This is a genomic window from Photobacterium sp. GB-210, from assembly GCF_003026075.1.
GTDB lineage: Bacteria > Pseudomonadota > Gammaproteobacteria > Enterobacterales > Vibrionaceae > Photobacterium.
In genome coordinates, this window is record NZ_PYNU01000002.1 from 673,392 (window position 1) to 690,520 (window position 17,129).

Genomic DNA, 17,129 nt, shown 5'->3' on the forward strand with positions numbered 1-17,129 from the left:
AGCTCTTCTAAAGATTACATGACGAAAAATTCGTTCAATTGTATGGCGAATCACAAAGGCAAAAAGCATTGCAATGGTTTGAGCTAGCAAAAAAAGCGCTAAAGTGAATCAAAGATGTTTCGAGAATGTAGGCTCTACCTAAGACGCTAGGTGTTGATAAGACATAAAAAAAGACCACGCATATGTTGGTCTTTTTTCATTATGCTTTAGCTATTAGCATAGCGAAATAGCGATTTTATTTTCACACCATTTGTAGAAAGGATCTGTTGTCTGCGCTTGGCAATTTTGGCAATGTTTCCCGCAAGCTAAAGAAGGCGATGAATCACATTTCTCAACTTTCCCACGTAAAATTAATTCATCTAATAATGCACTTAACCATCTTGGCTCACACTTCAAATGCTTTGTAAGCTGGCTAAAGGAAATGATTTTTGCATCACGTACCGTATTTCTTACTGTAATTAGCGATATCATTAATGGCATCCTCCGCAGTTATGTGTCGCAGGTGTGTCTGGTATCGACATTTGCCAATCGACTTTATTGCATAAGCGCTTAATCCCTATAATAAATACAGTGACGATACTCAAAGCAAAAAATAACCACAGCAGACTTTCTAATGGATGTGCTTTGAAAGTCGCGGTTTGATAGAAGGCGATTGAAAGCGCGTAGGCGACAACCACTCCCCATGCTGTCGATAACCAAGCCCAATTTCGACCAATTTCTTTGGCGATAACACCAATAGTAGAGACGCAAGGTACGTAGAGTAAAACAAAGATTAAGTAAGCATAGGCACCCGCCATTGAACCAAATTCTTGGTGCATGTGCCCCATTGCGGTTGTTCCCATAGCGCCATCAGCCTCACTGGCTTTTATCGGATTTTTCAGTGTTGATAAAGAAAAACTATTGGCAACACCATCAATGGTATCTTGCCAGGCCACCTTTAATTCAGGCAGTAGGTGGAAAGATTGCCCATCATCTGCGGCTTGATTGTTACTTAACTCTGCGCTGTATAGGGTATTTAAAGTGCCGACAACCACTTCTTTTGCTAAAAATCCGGTTAATAACCCCACACTGGCTGGCCAATTTTGCTCATTCACACCAAGCGGAGACAATACAGGTGTTACCCAACGACCAATTTCTGATAAGGCTGAATTCTGTTGGTTATTACTTTCAATAACTTGTCCTTCAAAATTGACACTATTTAACGCCATTACCAGCATACAAATTGGAATGATGATCTTACACGCTTTAACTAAAAATCCACGTAAGCGACTCCAGCTATGGATAAGCGTCGTTTTAGCGCTTGGGAGGTGGTAGGTTGGTAATTCCATTATGTAAGGTGATGCTTCACCCGTTAATAAGGTTTTCTTTAGTACAAAGCCGGTAATGACAGCAACAAAAATGCCAACTAAATATAGAGAAAAGACGACAAAGCTACCCATACCATGGAAGAACGCTGCTGAAAAAACGCCGAAAATCGCTAATCTTGCGCCACATGACATAAAAGGTGCCATCATAGATGTTAAGATGCGATCTCTTGGGGTATCTAGGGTACGTGACGCCATAATGGAAGGGATGTTGCAACCAAACCCTACAATAAGTGGAACAAAGGACTTTCCTGGCAATCCAATCGTAGACATAAAGCGATCAATAACAAACGCTGCTCGCGCCATATAACCGCTATCTTCTAATATTGATAGATAAAGGAACATCAAGCCAATTTGAGGAATAAAGGGCATAACGGTATTTATACCGCCACCGAGCCCTTGCGATAAAATAGCAGTTAGCCAGCTAGGAAAACCGAGTGATGAACATAACCATGCGGTGCCATTAATGAATATTGCTGCAGAGCCTTCATCAAAAATAGGTTGAAGCCCACCACCAATATTGATTGATAGCCAAAACATCAAATACATCACGATGAGGAAAATCGGGATCCCCAAATAACGGTTAAGCACAACCTTATCTATCCATTGAGTTAGATTATGCTGTCCTGCATGGTAACTTGAGATGCAATGAACAATGATTTCTGCGACAGTTTGGTAGCGCGCATCAGCAATTAATAAGTCAATATTTTCATTGTGTCTGTTTGAAAAATCGGCTTGTAATTGAGAGACAAATGAGGCGATATCTGTACCGTTTATATATTTTTGGGCTGATGAATCTGATTCAAGCAAGCGTATAGCAAGCCATTTTTTTCTATTACTAACGATTATTTGATCATCGAAGATGTCAGAAAGCTGAGAAATGGTTTGGTCTAATTCAAGAGGAAATTGAGTAAATAGTCGAGGCAGTGATTTTATTTGTAAATGTTTTTCAATCGAGCCTTTTAAATCATCGAGTCCTTTAGATTTATTTGCAACTAATGAAACAACAGGGCAACCGAGTTCAGATTCCAACTTTTTCGCATCGATATTTATATTTTTTTGTTTAGCAATATCTAACATGTTAAGTACAATAATGCATGGGATTTTCATTTCAAGCAGTTGTAATGTTAAATATAAATTTCGCTCAATATTGGCAGCGTCGACAATATTAACGACAAGATCCGCTTCATCAGAGAGAATATATTCACAAGCGATGCGCTCATCGAGTGACCCTTGTTCATCGGATGAAGACATAGAATAAATACCAGGCAAATCTACTATATTTATAGTCTTATTATGGTAAGAATAGTTTCCTTCTTTTTTATCTACAGTAACTCCAGCCCAGTTGCCTGTGCGTTGTCTTGCGCCAGTTAAGGCGTTAAACAGTGTTGTTTTACCACAGTTAGGGTTACCTAATAAGGCAATAGTATTTGCCATTATTTATTTCTCCAAGCAATTACTGATAGATAAAATAATTAACTAGCGAAAATGATATCGCTTATCAATTGCACTTATAAAAAGAATACTTATTTCAGTCAATAATTTTTTTTACTAAGGAAAATAAAATGATGAATAATATGTAATTATTCATTCTAGTCAATGGCTTGGATAATATGTTTTTTATGAATAATTACTATTCAAATTTGATGCGAGTTATATTAAGCCCCTATATTAGGGGCATTATACTTTTGAATTTAGATAATAGAGTTTTTACTTAAATAATAGGTTTTTGCTTACGTATTGAATTAGATAAATAGAAATATTGAGATAATTAAAGTTACCTTGCAATTCTTTCATTTTTACCATTTAGGTGGAGATAACATGAGAAAGCTGTTACGCGTTTTATTGTTTCTCCATCGAAGTTATTAGCGAAAGAGTACAGCTTTAATTTGGCTTTTAATTGCGCGTTTAGCGTTGTTTGTATTGTGTCGGACAATACCCACGACTGACATCTGATGAACGCAATTTTAAGTGCTTGGTTTTTCTACCTGATACACGCTTTCGCCATAGTTTGAAGCTACTTGGTTTAAGATGTTGTCGCATTAGCTTGATCACACCTTGTTCATCAAGACCATATTGTGCTGCAATCGCTTCAAAAGGGGTTCGATCTTCCCACGCCATTTCTATGATACGTGATATTGACTCTTGTCTGCTTGTCATCAATTACTCTCCATTTACACATTAAAACTAATACGTAATTGATTAATATAAAGTTTAATTTTTGGTATTAATTAAGGTGATTTGAAAGCGAGATGTGAGGTATGAAAATAGGGGCTAATGATTAGCTCCCTATTAAGTGGATTTATTCATTAACTAAATTGTGTATAGAGTAAATAACAAGCGGTGAGAATTAATAAACAGCCCATAAAAAGATTGAATACTTTTAGTCTCAGTTCGTTATTAAGGAAGAGAGTGACCTTGCTGCCTAAGAGAGACCAAGAAAATAATGATAGATAACAAACGATAAAGTAAATAAATACAAAACTTAAAAAGATGTGATTGTTATTGGCTTCTGAAAACATTGACACACCAGCAACACATGCAATCCAAGCTTTAGGGTTTAACCATTGTAATAAGCACCCTTGGATGAAAGTGGGTTGTTTTTGCTTTTTTATATCTAACTCAGGCTTTGATGACGCAATAAGATAGCCCATATAAATAATAAATAGTGAACCTGCGACTTCTAGATAACTTAAAAAGTTTGGATATAAATCAATAACTTTACTGAACCCTAAGCCAATAAATAACAATAATGAAACTAAACCAATAGTTGCACCTGAAACGAAAGGTGTTGTTTTACGGACACCGTAAGAAGCCCCTGAAGATACAATGATCATATTAACAGGGCCGGGTGAAATAGACATTGCGAGTGCGAATGAAAACATTGCTATAAATAGCGACATTATTTTCCTTTATTAGTCATAAATCGTGATTGTTGAGACAAGCCATACGAGGTGACTTTTAATGTTGGTAGATATGTTACAGGTCGTTTTTGTCTGAAAAACGAGTAAAGCGTACTAATGATACTCTATTAATACGCTAACTATCTTGTCATAGAAGTGTAAACATATCTAAAGAGGATGGCAGGGCAGTAGAATAGACAAAAAACAAAAAGGGGGGGCTGATAATTCAGCTCCCCCTTTTTGTTAAACCAGTATGTAGATTGGTTAAAGCATATTATGCAGTTTGTCGTTCGCCACTTTGTTCGTCTTTACGGTTTTGAACCACTAGGACAAAACTAGCGATTGTAGTAAAGCTGGTAATGAACATGCCTGTTAAATAAGCTACCAAGGAATGCTTCAGAACACGCTGAAAAATTACCATGTTACCCAGAACTTTTATAGCGTAGGATTTGGCTCCATTCTTTACGTAGTGAGCGTTACGCTTTTTTGCTCTTTATCTAATGCTGTATTTGATTAAGAAATCGCATTATAGAGCAACTACTCAGGTGCATATTTATTTATCATCACACAACAAGTAATCAAGAATGATAAGATCAAAGTGATTTGCCACAAACCATCTTCATAAAATGACATCTCGTTGTCTGACCAAATTCGCAAGCCGATATTGAACAATTCACCTTTTATGCTGAGCACTAACACCGTAGCGAGAAAATATTTCGCAAAGTCTTTCGTTAATATTTTGATGTAAGAGAGGTACGTATCTAGCATTGGAAATACCTTAGTTGCTCAATAGATTGACGCTTGAATGAATGTCACATCACTTTACTAATGTTAAATCTAATACCAAGCAATTATTGGCTAGTTAAAATCTGTCTTTGTCGACGCTTTTATTCTGATATTTCATTTCAAGCTCTGTATTTTGCGAGTGGCTTCATGTCTAGCTGAGGTGGACGAGCACGTTGAATAGACTGGAAACAAAAAAGGGGGGAGCTGAATTATCAGCTCCCCCTTGTGTTAAACCAGTATGTAGATGTGGGTTAAAGCATATTACGCAGTTTGTAGTTCAACATCTTGCTCATCTTTACGAGCTTGAACGACTAGGACAAAACCAACGATTGCAATAAAGCCAGTAATGAACATGCCAGTTGTTACTGTTAACAGACCGTGTGCAGCGAATGCAGAAACTAAACCACTTGCTGCAAAACATACCATAGTCTGCATAAAGTTAAGCAGGCCAGCAGCGGTTGCGCTACAGTTTTTAAAGTCAGACAGTGCAGAGCTAATAACAATCGGGTAAATCGCACCATTCGCAACAGCTAGGAAGCAGAATGGGATTAAGATAGGCCAGATTGTTGTTACTGTTGTTGTCGTAGAGATAACGAACATTACTGCTACGCTTGCAAAGAATAGCGCTAAAATCCACGGTAGAAGTTGCTTACCTGAGTAACGGTTTAATAAAGTACGACAACCGTAACCACCGACAATAAATGCCACAGTTTGTGGTGCGTAGCTTAGGCCAATATCTGCACCTGAGTAACCCATTGCAGACATAACAAATGGCGAACCTGTTAAGTAAGCAAAGAATGCCGCAGAACATGCTGCGAAAATAACCATGTTACCCCAGAACTTTTTAGAGCGTAGGATTTGGCTATAGTCTTTACGTAGTTGAACCGTTACGCTTTCTTGCTCTTTATCTAATGCAGCACTTTCTTTTTCTTTAAGCGTTAGCATTGCTAAAACAGCACCAAAACCGACTAATGCAATAAAGATGCTGCGCCAGCCTACGTGATGTTCAAGCAGTGCGCCTAATAATGGTGCTAATGCTGGAGATAACGCGACAAGCGGCATAATGGTTGCGAATACACGCTCAGAAGTTTTACCCTCGTAACGGTCAACAACCACTGCCTGCCAAATAACCGTTGCGCTACATGCACCCAATGCTTGAGCGAAACGTGCTAATAAGAACATTTCAATGTTTGACGCAAAAGCAGAGGCTAAAGAGCCAAGGCTAAATAGCGCAATACCGCCAAGTAGTACTTTAATACGTCCAATACGATCAGACAGTGGGCCGTAAACCAGTTGGCCTAATGCCATACCAAGTAAGAAGATACTTAGCGAAAGGCCGATTAGAGATTGGGTTGTAGCAAAGTCGGCACGAATCGTTTCAAACGCAGGTAAATACATATCTGTGGCTAAAAAGCCCAGCATGCTTAAGCAAGCGAACCAAAATAGGGTGATTTTTGATGGTTTAGCGTGTTGTTTATTCATTTTTATTATAACTATATCTATATGACATATGTGTAGTGTAATACTGGTTTAAATCGCTGTGAAACGCTAATATTTCAACATTGCTTTCAAAAAATTTGATTTGATATGTTTTCATACAACGATCTCCAAGTTATTGACGTAGTTGCCCGTCGTGGCAGCTTCTCTGCTGCGGCTGAAGAATTACATAAGGTCCCTAGTGCGATTAGTTATACTGTTCGATTAATAGAAGAGCGATTAGCTGTCGAATTATTTGTTCGATTGCACAGGCAGGTGAAATTGACACCCGCTGGTGAGTATTTCGTCGAAGAAGCGCGCAAACTTATTAAACAGATGGATACCATTAAATATCAAACCCAACGGGTAGCGAATGGTTGGTCAGAAAATGTCTCTGTTGCGCTCGATACCGTGGTACGCCAAAGTCGAGTAAATACCCTTGTTCGAGATTTCTATTTACATTTTCCAGATGTAGAGTTGCACCTAACAATGGAAGTGTTTAATGGGGTATGGGATGCCTTAGCTGATGGGCGGGCTGATATTGCCATTGGCGCAACTGCTGCAGTGCCAATTGGTGGCAGCTTTGATTATCGTGATATGGGCGTTTTAACGTGGAAGTTTGTGGTATCGCCAGATCATCCTTTAGCAATGGCATCGCATCCGTTAGAGCCTTCTGAATTAGCGCAATATCCTGCGATTTGTTTAGAAGATACCTCTCGAACGTTACCTAAACGAACAACTTGGCTAATGGATAACCAACGTCGAATCATGGTGCCAAGTTGGCACAGTGCATTTCAATGTTTACAAGCAGGGCTGGGTATTTCTGTTGTTCCTAGCCATATGGCGATCAGTAAAATTGAATCAGGAGAGCTGGTGGAAAAAGAGCTCGCGGTGAAGCCTTCAATGAGTCCTTGTTGTTTAGCATGGAATACAGAAACGTTGAGCCCAGCTGTCAGTTGGTTACTCGATTATTTAGGCGACAGTGAGCAGCTTCATCATGAATGGATGCGTTAATAAGGTGATATTGATTCCATTGAGGATGCTCATAAGGCATATAGTGTGTTTTGTAAGAATTGTTTAATAAATGCAATGTAGCTTGCTCGCATTCAATAAAAACAGCGAGTTAACAATGTCTATTTTAAAACCCACTTTAATTGCATCATCTTTACTTCTTTCTTTAAGTGCTCATGCAGCAGATGCGCCGAAATATGTATTCTTTATGATTGGTGACGGTATGGGGACAGCCCAACGTCAGATCAGTGAATACTACTTGCAGCAACAAAATGGGGATCAGACACAACGTTTAGCCATTAATGCAATGCCTGTAGCAGGCATTATTACCACCCATTCAGCCAATACTTTAGTAACCGATTCTGCAGCAGCAGGTACAGCATTAGCGACCGGAGTAAAAACGGATAATGGCGTTATTGCAATGGATCCAAAAGGGCATAAGTTACGCTCAACATTGGATGCTGCGAAAGATAAGGGGATGGCAACAGGTATTGTTACCACTACACGTTTGACCCATGCGACACCAGCCACTTTTGTTGCTAAAAACATTAGTCGCGATAACGAAAACGAAATTGCCAATGATTACCTAGCATCGAATGTCGATTTCTTTGCCGGTGGTGGCTCTCGTCACTTTATTAATGGCGAAGGCAGTAAACGTAAAGACGGTAAGAACCTTGTTGATGGGTTCAAACAAAAAGGCTACCACACTTTTATTGGTGCTGATTCTTCGGCGGATTTCTTAGCCTTCCATCCAACGAACTCGCAAAAGGTTTTCGCCTCTTTTGCCTCATCGCACCTTCCTTATGAAATTGATCGTAAGAAAGATCTTAGTACGCCATCTCTAGCGCAAATGACGTCAAAAGCCATCGAAACATTGAAGTACGATCCTGACGGTTTCTTCATGTTGGTAGAAGGTGGTCGAATTGATCACGCGGCACATGCTAATGATGTATCAACGGTGATTCAAGATACCATCGCATTTGATCAAGCAGTAAAAGCGGCTGTTGATTTTTATGAGCACCATAAAGATGAAACACTAATTATTGTAGCGGGCGATCATGAAACTGGTGGTATGGGCTTAGGCTTAGGTGAGAACTATTTTGTACAGTTAGATAAGCTAAAAGATGTTGATGAGTCTATCGAAGACAAGCTTCAAGGTGTATATAACGGCGATCGTAAAGCCTTTATGAAGCATATCGATGAGCATTTTGGTTTGAAGTTGCTGACGAAGGAAGAGCAGCAAACGCTAAATCATGCGATGGATATCGATGACGAACTTCGTGCTAAAAATATCACTGATTTTGACGGTTACAGCACGCATAATGATGCGACTTATGGTGGGTATGATCCAGTAGCCATTGCTGTAGCGCACATCACTTCACAACGAGCAGGTGTTTACTGGACAAGCTATGCGCATACCGCGACACAATTACCGCTTTCTGCAGTTGGTGTCGGTGCTGAGAAATTTGGCAATTTTGAAGATAACACCCAAGTGGCGAAAACATTAGCGACATTAATGAACGTAAAAATTGGTAGTTAGGGATTAATTTTTAGGTAAAGGCTGTCTTGGACAGCCTTTTTTCGTGGTTTTTAAAGCAGTTGGAAACAAACATGCGCGGTGTGATTTTAGCCTTTATCGTTCTTCTAGTGACGTGTTGTGAAATGTTTAGTCAAGGTGTAACAGGATCTGACTATAAAGTCGGTGAAGTAACTGCGGTTAATAACAGCAAGGTCACCATTATTGGTAGTAATCGTCTGGGAGAGCAGGCGTTAGATTTAACGCTGAGTAATAATAAAAAAGTCGTTGCCTACAATTTGATGAATGGTGCGATGGAATATGATGAATATTATCAGGTTGGCGATCGCGTCTTAGTGGCGATAGCGAAGAATGATCACACACGTACAAGGGTGATATCTCGTTATCGTCTTCCTGCATTAATCGGCTTAGCAATCGCCTTTAGTTTAGGCTTGTTACTGTATGCACGAAAAGTCGGTGCCAAAGCGTTAATGTCGTTCATTGGATCTATTGTGATCATCGTAGAGCTTCTGATCCCTGGGCTTATGGCGGGTTATTCTCCTTTGTTAGTCACCGCCGTGTGTTTATTAATGCTGTGTAGTTTGATCATTTTGTCCGTTGCCGGTTGGACAGCAAAAGGAAAGGCGGCATTGGCAGGCACGATTATTGGATTAATTGTCACCATGATTCTGTGTGTGTTGGTCGGCAAGTTACTTCATTTAGATGGAATGACACAACCTTTAGCTCAGCCCTTATTGTTTGAAACAGGCATGTATTTAAACATGCTAGATATTCTGTATGCAGCGATTTTAATTGGGGCGAGTGGGGCGGCAATGGATGTTGCGATGGAAATGGCAGCAACGATGGAAGAGCTAAAAATCAATGCGCCAGACATGAATCAAATGGATTTGTTGAGATCAGGTTTTCGAGTTGGCAATGCGGTGATCGGGACGATGACAACCACTTTATTGTTAGCCTATTCAGGCAGTTTTTTAACAATGATTATGTTGTTTGCGAGTCGTGGTAACGATGTGATGCAAATTATCAACATGAAAGTCGTGGCAGCCGAAATTGCACGAACATTAATTGGTAGTTTATCGTTGATTATTGTTGCACCTATTACGGCATGGATAGCATGTTGGATGATCAGTAAAGAGTTTGAGCCTAACGTGCAAATCGAATTAGAAGAAGCTTAATAAAAACAGCCAGCGTGCCATTGAACTTGCTGATGAAAGAGCAGAGCACAGTGATGGGCTGGCTGTTTTAATAACAGTTAGAGCAACATAACAAAGTTTAGTGTCCGTAACGCTTTTGCCATTCATGCTCAATAGCCATTAGCCATGTAGGGTTGGGTTCGGCAATAGATGGATAAAGCTCAAAAGACTGGCTCTTATAAGGTTCAGCTAATTGGCTAAAGGCTTGGGCTTTTAGCACTGTTGGATCGCCCCAAATCTTGGTGTCTGATTTACGCGCTTGTGCTTCTGGGCTCATTAAAAAGTTTATCGCAACCAGTGCCCCTTCTTTTGCTGATGCATTCCATGGTATCGCTAAAAAGTGAATATTGGTTAATGCCCCTTGCTTAAAGGCATAGGTTTTCGCATTTTCAGTTAAATTACCGTTCTCAATTGCAGCTGAGGCAGCGTTAGGATTAAAAGTGATAGCTAATAATAATTGCTGATCGTCAAGCAGTTGTACGGTTTCTGCAGTGCCCGCTGGGAACTGTTTACCACCACGCCATGCCACTTTATGGAGCTGATCTAAATAGTGCCAAAGCGGTGCTGTCACGTTATCAAATAGCGTTTTTTCTGCGGGTAATGATAACGGCTGATAGAGTGCTTTTTTATCGTCAGTGAGCTCTAGCAATGCTGCTTTTAAAAAGCTGCTACCATGAAACTCTGGTGGGCGAGGGTAGCTGATCTTACCAGGATTCTTTTGCGCTAATGCTAATAGCTCTTTAAAGCTTTGAGGTGGTTGTTTAAGCACACTGGTATCGTAAATAAAGACGAGTTGACCGACGCCCCAAGGCGCTTCATAGCCTTCTGTTGGCTCGCTGAAATCTTGATCAATCGGTAGCTTAGTATCAACATATTTCCAATTGGGCAGCTGTTGAGTAAAAGGACCATACAAAAGGTGATGTTGCTTCATTGAACGGAAGTTTTCGCCATTAATCCAAACTAAATCAACCCCACCGTTGGTATTTTTTCCCGCTGTTTTTTCTGCCAGTAGGCGCTGGGTCGTTTCAGCGATATCGGTGACTTTGACTTGCTTTAAGGTTACGCCGTAACTGTTCTGTAATTGTTTATCGGCCCATTTTAAGTAGTCATTGATCTCTTGACTGCCACCCCACGCATTGAAGTAGACCGTTTGACCTTTGGCTTTTTGTTCAATTTGTTGCCAGCTTTGACTTTCATTTGCAGGTGCTTTCGTTTCTTCAGCGTAAGCGAAGCTAGAAATTGTTAACGATAACGCGATGCCTTTCGACAAGGCTTTTAGTACATTTTTTTTCATCATCAGAGTTTCGTCCTTTTTAATTCCTTGTATCGAATGACCTATTTACGCATCCATTGATGATAACGTTTAACCATTGCCAATAACTTTTGTGGGGCATTGGCCTGTTTCCATACACCAGCCGTATATTTAGTGGCTTCACTCATGGTGGGGTAAGGGTGAATCGTCGATAAAATCTTATTCAGTCCCAGTTTGTAGCGCATTGCTAAGGTAAATTCTGCCAGTAGTTCACCGCCATGATGGCCGACAATTGTGACCCCTAAAATCTTATCGCTATTGGGTGGGGTTAGGACTTTAACGAAACCTTCGGCAGCATTGTCGGCAATCGCACGATCTAAATCGGATATAGGGTAAGTATATGTTCGATAATCGATATTTTGTGAAATAGCTTCTTTTTCATTGAGACCAACTCGAGCTAACTCTGGCGCAGTATAGGTAACGGCAGGCAATACCGAGTAATCAGCTTTAAACTTTTTGAATGTACCAAACAAACTATTTACTGAGGCATACCATGCTTGATGCGCTGCAGCATGAGTTAATTGGAAAGGGCCTGCCACATCACCCACAGCGTATATATTAGGATATTGTGTTTGTAGGTAGTGGTTAACTTTGATAGTCCCTTGTGGATTTGTTGCTAATTTTAGCTGCTCTAAACCAAAACCTTTGGTATTAGCAACACGACCTAGCGCCACAATAACCTGATCAAATTCAACGTCGACCGTTTGCTCTGTCGTAAGATCATCAAGCTTAACGTGGTGATATTGCGCAGATCCTTTCTCTACAAAACTAACGGCTTTGTGTTTTAGAAGTACTCTAATACCTTCATGTGTTAGTGTGTGATAGATGAAATCGGCCGCATCTTTATCTTCACGGTTAAGTAACTGATCTGCCATTTCAACTAAGGTGACAGATGCGCCAAGACGATTAAACGCTTGAGCCAATTCACAACCAATAGGACCACCACCCAAAATCAATAACTTTTTAGGTAAAGTATCTAGTTGCCATAAGTTATCGGACGTTAATGGATTAACTGTGTTTAAGCCTGAAATATTGGGCAATAGTGGGGAAGCCCCTGTTGCGATAATAATGTTACGTGTGGTGATCACTTTGTCGTTAACTTCTACTTCCCAAGGCGACAAAATCGTCGCGTCACCTTGGACACAATTCACACCAAGCTTGCTGTAACGTTCAACCGAATCATGCGGTTCGATATCTTTGATAACGTTGTGAACACGAGTCATAACGGCTTTAAAGTCGATTTTTTCAATTTTAGCTTCAATACCAAATTGTTTTGCTTGTTGCAGCTCATAAGCGCTATGAGCGACACGGATTAAGGCTTTAGATGGCACACAACCTGTGTTTAAGCAATCGCCGCCCATTTTATGACGCTCAATTAATGTGACTTCCGCTTTTACGGCTGCCGCGATATAGGAGCTGACTAAACCGCCAGCACCAGCACCAATTACCACTAGGTTTTGATCAAACACAGTAGGTTTTTGCCAACCGCTATAAACCTTTTGGCTTTTGATGTAATTAATAATTGTTTTTGCGAGCAGTGGGAAGATCCCGAGTAATACAAGAGATATCAATACAGGAAATGAGATGATTTCGCTCAAACTATTAATGTTACTCAGTTGAGTACCGGCATTCACATAAATAGCAGTTCCAGCCAGCATGCCAAGCTGACTGACAAAGAAGAAGGTACGAGTTTTAATCGGGGTTAAACCCATTAGTAAGTTGATCAGAAAAAACGGCACTACAGGGATTAAACGCAGCGTTAATAGATAAAATGCGCCTTCGTTTTCAATCCCTTGATTAATGGTCGCGAGGCGTTGTCCAAACCGCTGTTGTACCCAGTCTTGCAAAATATAGCGGCTTGATAGAAAAGCCAATGTTGCACCTATTGTGCTGGCAAAAGAAATAATAATAAGGCTAGGCCAAAAACCAAATAATGCCGCTCCAAGCAACGTTAAAATTGCAGCGCCGGGTAAGGAAAGGGCTGTCACGGCAATATAGAGTACAAAGAAAAACAAGTAAGCAGTGAAAAGTTGACTTTCAATCTTTGCTTGTAGGGCTAATTGCTCTTGCTTGATGAACTCAAGGGTAAGGTATTGGCCTAGATCAAAATGTAGCCATAACGCAATAAGGCTGACAATGACCAGCAGCAATAGCGTTTTTTTCTTATTCATTTGCCTGATCCTTTTTCGTTATGTTTTTATCTGATGCTTGCACGTTATCTTGAGCAATATCGTTAGGCGTAATAGGAAGAGAACAAAAGCCTTGTGCTGGCACATCGAGCGCAGTGTTAAATTTCGCCGACAAGTTCTGAAAGCTAACTAAAGCAGTGAGTTCAATAATATCATCACTGCTATACCATTCTTGTAGCGCGACAAGCATTTCATCTGTCACTCGTTTGCCTGTTATTGTCATCGCTTCAGTGTAGGCCAACACAGCGCGTTCTTGATCTGTAAACAGCGTAGAGTGTTGCCAGTTGGCGAGTGCTTTAATTTTATCTTCTGAATCACAACGTTCGGCGAGCTTCATACCATTGGCATCAACACAAAAGGCACAATCGTTTAATTGTGAAACACGCACACAGACCAAAGATCGCATGACATCTTGAATCGGTGACTTCTTACGGTCGAGAAAACCAAAAAAACCTGCGACTAACCAAAATAAGACAGGTTTACGTCCCCATAGCTTTGCAGGGTTTAATACTTGACCATAGTGGCGAGCTTGAAGCCATAGCAAAGGCTTTACCCATAAAGAGTCAATTTTTTTGATCGAAATGCGCATGTGATTCCTTAAAAAACACCCTAAAAGTAGGGTTTTATACGATCTTACTCAGTAGCAGTTGTAAACATGTAGACCTTAAGATCAGACATTGTATTTCATTTAATGATAAATATTTCTTTTTCTTCAATTGGTTGGTGAAAAAATCAGCAGGAGATAAGACAGTTTAAAGCGCCACGTTATTTATTAGTGAGAAGATGGGTTATTGGTCGTATTAGCAAATAATTAGGCATGGAATATAAATAAAGATAATTATCATTTATATAAATCAAGGAGTGCAAAATGGAGGGAATTAATTTAATGGCAAAAGTTTGTTAATATGCAATTAAACCAAATAAATATTGAATTTTATAAAGGAAGATAAGGATAATACGGAAATTATTTTTGAAAGGTATACTTAGAAATAAAAGAATGGGGGCTCTTTTATTCCTAAGTATTTTATATTTAAGACAACTTATATTTTTAAGATAAGGCAGATAATAGTTCATTTCGACGTTGCTCAGGAATAACTGACCAATGTTGACCGCTAATTGCGCCTTCCAATGCCCAAAGCAATTCAATACTCAATGGACTTGTTTGTGATTCTTGAAGTGCTTTATATGCGCCAAGAGAGCCCACTGCTAGAAGTTGTTCAATAGTGTTTATGCCTGCTTTTTTCAGCATTCTTTCATTTGATAATCGTAGATTAGGTAAATCTTTAATTCGGTCAGGTACGCAACTCTCCTTTTCTTGCTTGTCTTTTTCTGCTGCATCCAGTGAATACCTACCTTGAGCTACAATCTTTGTGGGTTCATCCCACCATTGATCGGGTATTGCATAGTGCTTGGTTACAACAGGGAAGCCACGTTTTTTATAAACATAGGGTTCCAAGCCAGCTTGTTTGAATTCCTTTTCAGTTTCAGCATTTGCACGTAAGTGAAGTTTATCGTTCACAACTAATGCAAACATTGTATCACCAGAAAAAATGCCAAAACCGCCAAACATCGACCGTGATTTTATTGAACCAAAATGGTCAAATAATTTTAATGAATCTTTTAATATTGGTTTATCCATGCTTCTACTCGGTGAAAAAATATGAGTGTCACCTAAACATTAAGAGCGAGGAAATAGATTAATTAATCTACACATTGATACTGTCAATATATTGTTAAGTTTGTGTCATAATATTGTCGGTTCAATAATAATCCTTCGGTAACCCCGCTACCTTGAATTATTAACATAATTTTTAGGCCGGTGGTTTTGCGTCTTAATCTTTCAATTAATTTGCCAGTTCGTGACTATATAAAGTTATATTAAATAATACTTTTAATATTAAATCTAAGCTCTCAAAAATGTGATATTGGTTCAGGTATTTGTTCTTAGCTTATTTTAATAAGCTTTATAATTATAAATACTCATGATTGTTTTTTATAAGTAAAAAAAAAGCCAACAAGGTTAACTTATCGGCTTTTCCTTAACATAGAAAGATAAATTTTATTAGTTGAGATCTTTAACCGATTTTCTCTCAACAAGTTTAGGCGTCATTTCAAAGGTTTGACGCTCATGATTCTTGTCTTTCACACGCTCTAGCAAGATTTCGATGGCCTTTTTACCTAAACGACGTTTAGGCTGGTGGATAGTTGTTAGCGGTGGCGCAAAGTAGGGCGCAAGGTCAATGTTATCGTAGCCAATGATTGAGATATCATCAGGAACACGCAGACCTGCCTGTTCAAAGGTACTGATCAGAGCCATGGCCATAATGTCGTTAAAGCAGAAGATAGCAGTAGGGCGATCTTCCATTGCGATAAACTTATCAGCAGCTTCAACGGCTGACTCACACTCAAAGTCACCGTCAAGTAGCCAATTAGCATTAACAGTGAGATCTGCTTCTTTCATCGCTTTACGGAAGCCCTTTAGGCGCTCTTGACAAGTAGACTTATCAACTTGCCCAGATAAACAGCCAATTTTCTTATGACCATTTTCAATAAGGTGCTTAGTCGCAATATAACCGCCGTTTTCAGCGTTATCTAGAATATTATCAGTATGTGGGCTTTCTGGGCCCCAGTCCATGATAACCATAGGAAGATCATTTTTACGCTCAAGTAAATCGAGCAGCATTTGATCCAGATCGCTGCACATAACCAATAGGCCATCAACACGCTTTTCAGAAAGCATACGTAAGTAATCACGTTGTTTTTCTAAGTTACCTTCGGTGTTACATAAGATCAGTGTGTAGCCTGCACCATAACAATATTCTTCAACACCATGCACAACTTCGGCAAAAAATGGGTTAGTCGATTTAGTGACTAACATGCCGATAGTACGTGTTGTATTACATTTTAAGCTTCGCGCTACTGCACTTGGGGCGTAGTTAAGTTCATCTACTGCAGCCAAAACTTTTTGTTGCGTTGCTTCTGCAACAAAGCGTGTTTTATTAATCACGTGCGACACTGTAGTAGTTGATACACCTGCCATACGTGCAACGTCTTTAATGGTTGCCATATTTATTCTTCTTATCATGGTCAGATTAGGATCTGACAAAGGTTTTTGATACCAAATTGATTAATTACGTAGTCTATGGCTTACGAGTTCACTCGCAGAGATGAAGATCCTTTAGTTATTAGCTACTTAATTATTCAATTTGATACCGAATTATAGGGTGTTGCAATTATCATGGATCATAAACAACTAAAGCCGCAGTAAAATGCGGCATTAGAAGATAGAAACTATTTTTACACTAATTACACATGTAATCGCTTGCGATCACATTTTACTGTGTGTTTTGCGTTGTGC

The 17,129-nt window shown here is 39.5% G+C and carries 14 protein-coding genes and 1 riboswitch; of the genes, 3 read left to right on the forward strand and 11 right to left on the reverse strand.

Features of this window, described 5'->3' with window-relative positions; genetic code table 11:
* Nucleotides 1–213: 213 nt before the first annotated feature.
* The 6 genes from C9J38_RS06630 to punC all read right to left on the reverse strand — a co-directional run bounded on the left by C9J38_RS06630 (nucleotide 214) and on the right by punC (nucleotide 6,535).
* On the reverse strand, nucleotides 214–471 hold the full coding sequence (locus tag C9J38_RS06630; protein WP_107206390.1) for a FeoC-like transcriptional regulator: 258 nt from the start codon (nucleotides 469–471) through the stop codon (nucleotides 214–216).
* Nucleotides 471–2,801: a Fe(2+) transporter permease subunit FeoB gene (gene feoB, locus C9J38_RS06635; protein ID WP_107206391.1), complete on the reverse strand. Its 2,331-nt coding sequence runs from the start codon at nucleotides 2,799–2,801 to the stop codon at nucleotides 471–473. Before feoB ends, C9J38_RS06630 begins: the two co-directional genes overlap by 1 nt.
* Before the next feature lie 471 nt (nucleotides 2,802–3,272).
* The gene (locus C9J38_RS06640; protein ID WP_107206392.1) at nucleotides 3,273–3,524 is read right to left on the reverse strand and encodes a TIGR03643 family protein; all 252 of its coding nucleotides are present in this window, start codon (nucleotides 3,522–3,524) and stop codon (nucleotides 3,273–3,275) included.
* 149 nt (nucleotides 3,525–3,673) lie between these two features.
* The gene (locus C9J38_RS06645; protein ID WP_107206393.1) at nucleotides 3,674–4,267 is read right to left on the reverse strand and encodes a LysE family translocator; all 594 of its coding nucleotides are present in this window, start codon (nucleotides 4,265–4,267) and stop codon (nucleotides 3,674–3,676) included.
* Nucleotides 4,268–4,804: 537 nt separating this feature from the next.
* Nucleotides 4,805–5,035 (reverse strand): hypothetical protein, encoded by a 231-nt coding sequence (locus tag C9J38_RS06650; protein ID WP_107206394.1) that lies wholly within the window; start codon nucleotides 5,033–5,035, stop codon nucleotides 4,805–4,807.
* 279 nt (nucleotides 5,036–5,314) lie between these two features.
* Nucleotides 5,315–6,535, reverse strand: coding sequence for a purine nucleoside transporter PunC (gene punC, locus C9J38_RS06655; RefSeq protein ID WP_107206395.1), 1,221 nt, complete (start codon nucleotides 6,533–6,535; stop codon nucleotides 5,315–5,317).
* A 105-nt stretch (nucleotides 6,536–6,640) separates the two neighbouring features.
* Here punC and punR point away from each other — a divergent pair, with 105 nt between their 5' ends.
* The 3 genes from punR (at nucleotide 6,641) to C9J38_RS06670 (ending at nucleotide 10,252) form a co-directional block, all read left to right on the forward strand.
* A complete protein-coding gene (punR, locus tag C9J38_RS06660) occupies nucleotides 6,641–7,543 on the forward strand; it encodes a DNA-binding transcriptional activator PunR (protein WP_105060039.1) in 903 nt (300 codons plus the stop codon).
* A 115-nt stretch (nucleotides 7,544–7,658) separates the two neighbouring features.
* Nucleotides 7,659–9,080, forward strand: coding sequence for an alkaline phosphatase (locus C9J38_RS06665; RefSeq protein ID WP_107206478.1), 1,422 nt, complete (start codon nucleotides 7,659–7,661; stop codon nucleotides 9,078–9,080).
* 71 nt (nucleotides 9,081–9,151) lie between these two features.
* The gene (locus C9J38_RS06670; protein WP_107206396.1) at nucleotides 9,152–10,252 is read left to right on the forward strand and encodes a YibE/F family protein; all 1,101 of its coding nucleotides are present in this window, start codon (nucleotides 9,152–9,154) and stop codon (nucleotides 10,250–10,252) included.
* A gap of 97 nt (nucleotides 10,253–10,349) precedes the next feature.
* Here the strand turns inward: C9J38_RS06670 and C9J38_RS06675 are convergent, their stop codons facing one another.
* From C9J38_RS06675 to purR, 5 genes are all read right to left on the reverse strand, one after another.
* Entirely contained in the window at nucleotides 10,350–11,567 is a 1,218-nt protein-coding gene (locus tag C9J38_RS06675; protein ID WP_107206397.1) for an ABC transporter substrate-binding protein, read from the reverse strand.
* 38 nt (nucleotides 11,568–11,605) lie between these two features.
* Nucleotides 11,606–13,753 (reverse strand): FAD-dependent oxidoreductase, encoded by a 2,148-nt coding sequence (locus tag C9J38_RS06680; RefSeq protein ID WP_107206398.1) that lies wholly within the window; start codon nucleotides 13,751–13,753, stop codon nucleotides 11,606–11,608.
* On the reverse strand, nucleotides 13,746–14,360 hold the full coding sequence (locus C9J38_RS06685) for a carboxymuconolactone decarboxylase family protein (protein WP_107206399.1): 615 nt from the start codon (nucleotides 14,358–14,360) through the stop codon (nucleotides 13,746–13,748). The genes C9J38_RS06680 and C9J38_RS06685 overlap by 8 nt, the downstream gene beginning before the upstream one ends.
* A gap of 459 nt (nucleotides 14,361–14,819) precedes the next feature.
* Nucleotides 14,820–15,410, reverse strand: a complete 591-nt coding sequence (locus C9J38_RS06690; RefSeq protein ID WP_105060044.1) for a TfoX/Sxy family DNA transformation protein — start codon at nucleotides 15,408–15,410, stop codon at nucleotides 14,820–14,822.
* Nucleotides 15,411–15,544: 134 nt separating this feature from the next.
* A riboswitch (cyclic di-GMP riboswitch) is annotated at nucleotides 15,545–15,635 on the reverse strand.
* 198 nt (nucleotides 15,636–15,833) lie between these two features.
* The gene (gene purR / locus C9J38_RS06695) at nucleotides 15,834–16,838 is read right to left on the reverse strand and encodes an HTH-type transcriptional repressor PurR (protein ID WP_107206400.1); all 1,005 of its coding nucleotides are present in this window, start codon (nucleotides 16,836–16,838) and stop codon (nucleotides 15,834–15,836) included.
* Nucleotides 16,839–17,129 lie beyond the last annotated feature (291 nt).